The sequence below is a fragment of the Streptomyces sp. NRRL WC-3549 genome, from assembly GCF_000721935.1.
In the GTDB taxonomy this organism is placed as follows: Bacteria; Actinomycetota; Actinomycetes; order Streptomycetales; family Streptomycetaceae; genus Streptomyces.
The window spans coordinates 117,589-122,143 of the sequence record NZ_KL585385.1; the positions used below are offsets into that span (position 1 = coordinate 117,589).

Annotated in this window: 3 protein-coding genes and 1 pseudogene; 3 read left to right on the plus strand and 1 reads right to left on the minus strand. The window is 75.9% G+C overall.

What is annotated here, in order from left to right:
• Window positions 1-43: 43 nt before the first annotated feature.
• A pseudogene (locus IH13_RS36665) lies at window positions 44-1,146 on the minus strand (threonine aldolase family protein).
• A gap of 163 nt (window positions 1,147-1,309) precedes the next feature.
• On the opposite strand from IH13_RS36665, the gene IH13_RS0104100 reads away from it, so the two are divergent.
• The 3 genes from IH13_RS0104100 to IH13_RS0104110 form a co-directional block, all read left to right on the plus strand.
• Window positions 1,310-2,284: a Rossmann-like and DUF2520 domain-containing protein gene (locus IH13_RS0104100; protein ID WP_031081038.1), complete on the plus strand. Its 975-nt coding sequence runs from the start codon at window positions 1,310-1,312 to the stop codon at window positions 2,282-2,284.
• On the plus strand, window positions 2,281-3,273 hold the full coding sequence (panC, locus tag IH13_RS0104105) for a pantoate--beta-alanine ligase (RefSeq protein ID WP_031081039.1): 993 nt from the start codon (window positions 2,281-2,283) through the stop codon (window positions 3,271-3,273). The genes IH13_RS0104100 and panC overlap by 4 nt, the downstream gene beginning before the upstream one ends.
• Before the next feature lies 1 nt (window position 3,274).
• Window positions 3,275-4,555 (plus strand): L-aspartate oxidase (locus IH13_RS0104110; protein WP_031081040.1); only part of this gene is annotated, 1,281 nt, incomplete at its 3' end.

Consider the following 4,555-nt stretch of genomic DNA (forward strand, 5'->3'; position numbering starts at 1 on the left):
GGACGGGGCGGCCCGCCGGGCTGAGGCCCCGGGACCGGCCCTTCTACGTCAGCCGCTCCAGGAAGCCTGCCACCGCGTCCCGTACGTCCTGGGCCGTCCACTCCAGGCCCGGAGCCGCCACCGTGACCTCCGTGAACGAGACACCGGGCGGCCCCGCAGCCGCCGGGAACCAGCGGCGGAAGAGCGTCACGCCGGTCGCCTCGGCGACTGTCTCTTATACACATGCGTGTGCGGCGGCTCGGGGTGGACCCGGAACCACGGCACCCGGGAACCGGCGAACGCCTCCGCCAGCGCCCCGGCGACCAGCTTCGCGTGCTCCACGTACGACGGCAGCCGCGGCAGTTCCCGTTCCAGGCCGAGCAGGGCGGCCAGCGCGGCGGGGTACTGCTGGAAGACCTGACCGCCGTACCGGTGGCGCCAGGTACGGGCCTCCTCGACCAGCGTCGCGGGGCCGGCGAGCACCGCCCCGGACAGCCCGTCCAGCGACTTGTAGAACGACACGTACACGCTGTCCGCGAGCGCGGCGATCTCCGCCAGGCCCCGGCCGAAGTGCGGACCGCACTCCCACAGCCGGGCCCCGTCCAGGTGGACCACGGCGTCGCGCTCCCGGGCGGCGGCCACGACCGCCTCCAGCTCCTCCCAGGAGGGCAGGACGAAACCGGCGTCGCGCAGCGGCAGTTCCAGCATCAGGGTGCCGAAGGGCTCGGGGAAGTCCCGGACCTCCTCGGCCGTGGGCAGGCGGGGCTCGGACGTCGGGTGCACCGTGCGCAGCCCGGAGACCGCCGTGAGCGCGCCCCGCTCGTGCACCTCGGGGTGGGAGAGCGGATGCAGGGCCACGACCGGGTCGCCCGTACGCCCCGCCCAGCAGCGCAGGGCGACCTGCTGCGCCATCGTCCCGGTCGGGAAGAACGCGGCGGCCTCCATGTCCAGCAGGTTCGCGGTGCGCCGCTCCAGCTCGGCGACCACCCCGTCGCCGTACGTGTCCGTCCACTCGCCCAGGTCGTGGACCGTCCCGGCGTCGGCGGCGAGGGCGGCCAGCCGCGCCCCCAGGGTGTGGTCCGCGGAGGACCGGGCCAGGACCCTCTCCGACCGCTGCCACGCGGTCAGCCTGCGGTGCCGCTGCTTCTGTTCGTCGGTGTCTCCCATGGGACGATCATCCCCCCGCCCCCGGGCACCGCCACACCCGTGCCGCCCCCGCGAGAAGTTACCCACAGGCTGTGGACAGCCGGGGTGCCGGTGAGGTGCTGGCGTAGCATTCAGAGGAATCGTCCGGTACCCCCCGCGGACTGGAACGGAAGGCCGTCGCCGCGTGAACGCATCAGTTTCCAAGGAACCCCTCGACGCGAGGGACCGTCCCGCCCGCCTGACCGTGGGCGTGGTCGGTGCGGGCCGGGTCGGGCCCGCGCTCGCCGCGTCGCTGCGGCTCGCCGGGCACCGCCCGGTCGCCGTCTCCGGTGTCTCCGACGCATCCGTGCGCCGGGCCGCCGCCCTGCTCCCCGACGTCCCCCTGGTCACCCCCGCCGAAGTCCTCGCACGGGCCGAGCTGGTCCTGCTGACCGTCCCCGACGACGCCCTCCCGGGCCTGGTCGAGGGGCTGGCCGAGACCGGTGCCGTGCGCCCCGGACAGCTGATCGTCCACACCTCGGGACGGTACGGCACCCAGGTGCTGGACCCCGCGCTGCGCGCCGGGGCCCTCCCGCTGGCACTGCACCCCGTCATGACCTTCACCGGTACCTCCGTCGACGTGCAGCGGCTGGCCGGCTGCTCCTTCGGCGTCACCGCTCCCGAGGAGCTCCGGCTGGCCGCGGAGGCGCTCGTCATCGAGATGGGCGGCGAACCCGAGTGGATCGCCGAGGAGGCCCGCCCGCTCTACCACGCGGCGCTCGCCCTGGGTGCGAACCACCTGGTCACCCTGGTCGCCCAGTCGATGGAGCTGCTGAGGAAGGCCGGTGTGGACGCGCCGGACCGGATGCTCGGCCCGCTGCTCGGCGCCGCGCTCGACAACGCCCTGCGCTCCGGCGACGCGGCCCTGACCGGCCCGGTCGCCCGGGGCGACGCGGGCACCGTGGCCGCGCACGTGCGGCAGCTGCGCACCCACGCACCGCAGGCGGTGGCCGGATACCTCGCCATGGCCCGCACCACGGCCGACCGGGCGCTCGCCCACGGCCTGCTCAAGCCGGAGTACGCGGAGGATCTCCTCGACGTCCTGTCGGACCGGGCGAACGCGAACGGCACGAACGGAAAGAACGGCCCGGAGGGCTCCGGGCCGGGGGAGAGCCGATGACCACCACCGCACCCGCCACCCTGCTGCGCACCGCCGCGGAGCTGGCGGCCCTCACCCGGCCCGCCGGCGCGCGGCGGGCCGTCACGATGACGATGGGTGCCCTGCACGACGGCCACGCCTCGCTGATCCGTGCGGCCCGGGAGGCCGTGGGACCCGAGGGCCAGGTCGTGGTCACCGTCTTCGTGAACCCGCTCCAGTTCGGTGAGGCCGCCGACCTCGACCGCTACCCCCGGACCCTGGACGCCGACCTCGCCCTCGCCGCGGGCGCCGGGGCCGACGCGGTCTTCGCGCCGTCCGTCGACGAGGTCTACCCGGGCGGCGACCCCCAGGTGCGGATCACCGCGGGCCCCATGGGCGAGCGGCTGGAGGGCGCCTCCCGCCCCGGACACTTCGACGGCATGCTCACCGTCGTCGCGAAGCTGCTCCACCTCACCCGGCCCGACGCGGCGTTCTTCGGACAGAAGGACGCCCAGCAGCTGGCGCTGGTCCGCCGGATGGTGCGCGACCTGAACTTCGGCATCGACATCGTCGCCGTGCCGACCGTCCGGGACCCGGACGGCCTCGCACTCTCCAGCCGCAACCGCTTCCTGAGCGCCGAGGAGCGCCGTACCGCGCTGGCCCTGGCCAGGGCGCTGTTCGCGGCCCGTGACCGGCTGGCCGCCCAGCAGGCGCCGCGGGCGGGTGCCGAGGCCGTGCCGGGAGGCGACGACCGGGCGGTCCGGCCCCCCGCGCTCGGCGAGGCACGTGCGGCCGCCGACCCGCAGGCGGGGGAGGCGGCCGGCGCCGTGCGGGCCGCCGCGCAGGCCGTCCTCGACGAGGCGGCCGGGGAGCCGGTACCGCTCGTCCTCGACTACCTCGCCCTCGTGGACCCCGGCGACTTCACCGAGGTTCCGGGCGACCGGGAGCGCGGCGAAGCGGTCCTCGCCGTCGCCGCGCGGGTGGGCGCCACCCGGCTGATCGACAACATCCCGCTGACCCTCGGAGCCTGACGTGACCGGAATACGGCTGACCGCCCCCGCCCCGGGCTGGGCCATCGACGCGGACGTCGTCGTGGTCGGCTCCGGCGTGGCCGGTCTGACCACCGCGCTGCGCTGTGCGGCGGCGGGCCTCGCCACGGTCGTCGTCACCAAGGCCCGGCTCGACGACGGCTCCACCCGCTGGGCGCAGGGCGGTATCGCCGCGGCGCTCGGCGAGGGCGACACCCCCGAGCAGCACCTGGACGACACGCTGGTCGCCGGGGCCGGGCTCTGCGACGAGACGGCGGTGCGGGCCCTGGTCACCGAGGGCCCCGGCGCGGTGCGCAGGCTGATCGACACCGGCGCCCGGTTCGACACGACCGAGGCCGGTGCCATCGCGCTGACCCGTGAGGGCGGCCACCACCGCCGCCGCATCGCCCACGCGGGCGGCGACGCGACGGGCGCGGAGATCTCCCGCGCCCTGGTCGACGCGGTCCGCGCGGCGGCCCTGCGCACCATCGAGAACGCCCTGGTCCTCGACCTGCTCCAGGACGCCGAGGGCCGTACCGCGGGCGTCACCCTGCACGTCATGGGCGAGGGCCAGCACGACGGCGTCGGCGCCGTCCGGGCCCCCGCCGTGGTCCTGGCCACCGGCGGTATGGGCCAGGTCTTCGCCGCCACCACCAATCCGCCGGTCTCCACCGGCGACGGGGTGGCCCTCGCGCTCCGGGCCGGCGCGGAGGTCTCCGACCTCGAATTCGTCCAGTTCCACCCGACGGTCCTGTTCCTCGGCGCCGACTCCGAGGGCCAGCAGCCGCTGGTCTCCGAGGCGGTACGGGGGGAGGGCGCCCACCTCGTCGACGCGTCCGGCACCCGCTTCATGCTCGGGCAGCACGAGCTGGCCGAGCTGGCGCCCCGTGACATCGTCGCCAAGGCGATCACCCGCCAGATGCACCTGACGGGCACCGAGCACATGTACCTCGACGCCCGGCACTTCGGCGCCGGGATGTGGGAGCGGCGCTTCCCCACGATCCTCGCCGCCTGCCGGGCCCACGGCATCGACCCGGTGACGGAGCCGATCCCGGTGGCCCCCGCCGCGCACTACGCCTCGGGCGGCGTCCGGACCGACCTGAGGGGCCGTACGACGGTCCCCGGCCTGTACGCCTGCGGGGAGACCGCCTGTACGGGCGTGCACGGGGCGAACCGGCTGGCGTCCAACTCCCTCCTGGAGGGGCTGGTCTTCGCCGAGCGCATCGCGGCGGACGTCGTGGCGTCCGGGCCCCGGGAGCGGACGCCTGCGGACGCGGCCCCCGCC

What these genes read in the sequence shown, in the direction of transcription:
- panC (WP_031081039.1), top strand. Translation starts at nt 2,281, where the DNA reads ATGACCACCACCGCACCCGCCACCCTGCTGCGCACCGCCGCGGAGCTG.